The 1,324-nt window shown below is 56.5% G+C and carries 3 protein-coding genes; 2 read left to right on the top strand and 1 reads right to left on the bottom strand.

The window, feature by feature from the left end; genetic code table 11:
• On the top strand, positions 1-414 hold a 414-nt coding region (locus H5U08_RS19050; RefSeq protein ID WP_297036821.1), incomplete at its 5' end, for a GNAT family N-acetyltransferase.
• A gap of 44 nt (positions 415-458) precedes the next feature.
• Here H5U08_RS19050 and H5U08_RS19045 read toward each other — a convergent pair.
• Positions 459-938, bottom strand: a complete 480-nt coding sequence (locus H5U08_RS19045) for a hypothetical protein (protein WP_297036819.1) — start codon at positions 936-938, stop codon at positions 459-461.
• Between the two features lie 201 nt (positions 939-1,139).
• Here H5U08_RS19045 and H5U08_RS19040 point away from each other — a divergent pair.
• A partial coding sequence (locus H5U08_RS19040) for a DUF1559 domain-containing protein (RefSeq protein WP_297036816.1) occupies positions 1,140-1,324 on the top strand: 185 nt, incomplete at its 3' end.

Raw genomic sequence — 1,324 nt, 5'->3', positions numbered from 1 at the left:
GTCGATGTTGCCGAGGAATTGGTCGCGGAGCGAATGACGAAAGGACCGGCCAGCGGTTACGAATTTATCGTCGCGGAACAGGAAGGCCAGCTCCGGGGATATGTGTGTTTCGGTCCCATCCCCTGCACGGTTTCCAGTTGGGATCTTTACTGGATTGTGGTGGATCCAGCTTGTCAGCGGCAGGGCCTGGGGCGGCGGCTCCTTCAGGAAGCGGAAAAGGCCATTCGCGCTGCTGGGGGAACCCGGGTGTATGTGGATACCTCCGGCCGGGAGCAGTATCGACCGACCAGACAATTTTATGAAAAAAACGGCTACCAGGTGGCAGCCGTCCTTCAGGATTTTTATGCGCCGGGCGATGCGAAAGTCATTTACGTGAAGGTCCTTGCAGCTTCCCGGGCTCCCAGGGCTGTGTGAGGCCGTGTTTATCGCCACGCCCGCCCGGGGGCGGTGTCACGTCGTCACTCAGGAATGTCAAAGCTGAATTCGTTGGGTCCGCCTTCTTTAACCTCGCACTCGAAGGGAGTTTCCTGCCAGTTGTTGTATTTCGGTGGCAGGAGGGGTTTGGGAGCGCTGGCGTAGGGATCGGCCGTCGCCTGTTCGGCCTGGAGCTTGTCGTAGTCGGCCCCTTCGGGCGTTTTTGGGACCAGGACTTTGGAGACAAGCACTTTGTACTTCCCGGCCATCGCGCCCTCTGCCATCGCCCCTCCTTCCCCGAAGGTTTTCATGACCGCCACGCCCGAGCTGTCCGTCTTCCCCTGGGCTCCCCTACCATTGGGGTCGAGTGGATGGAGACGCACGTCGGCATCCGCCAGGGGCTGGCCTTTTTGTGTGATGGTTATCTTGACAGGGACGGTTTTAAAGGAAACTTTTCTCTCCTTTGAGCAACCCGATGTCAGCACAATCGCGACCATCGCAATCCATAGGAAGTGCATCTTCATGGCGTGGTGCCTCCACAAAAAGGATCCAATCGGAACCGCGCAAAAACCTTGCATTGCCAGCCTAGTTCAGTATACTGAGTTTCAGGTCGTCAAGTGAGAGACCAGGAAAATAAATTCTTGACTGTGTTGATCTGTCCCAATTGTGACGTTGATATTTCGTTTCCGATTGTTGGGAGGTACTTGAGGGAAAGGAGAATCGCCATGGTCAGGTCCAGGTCGCTACGCAACTCGGTCTCCGCCGGTTTTACGCTGGTGGAGTTGCTTGTTGTGATCGCTATTATTGGCATTCTGATCGCGCTACTGCTTCCCGCAGTGCAGGCTGCCCGTGAGGCTGCGCGGCGTTCCCAATGCAGCAATAACCTGAAACAGATCGGTTTGGCCCTGCA

The sequence above is a fragment of the Thermogutta sp. genome, assembly GCF_014359955.1.
Classification (GTDB): Bacteria; Planctomycetota; Planctomycetia; order Pirellulales; family Thermoguttaceae; genus Thermogutta.
This window is presented reverse-complemented; position numbering and strand designations above follow the sequence as displayed.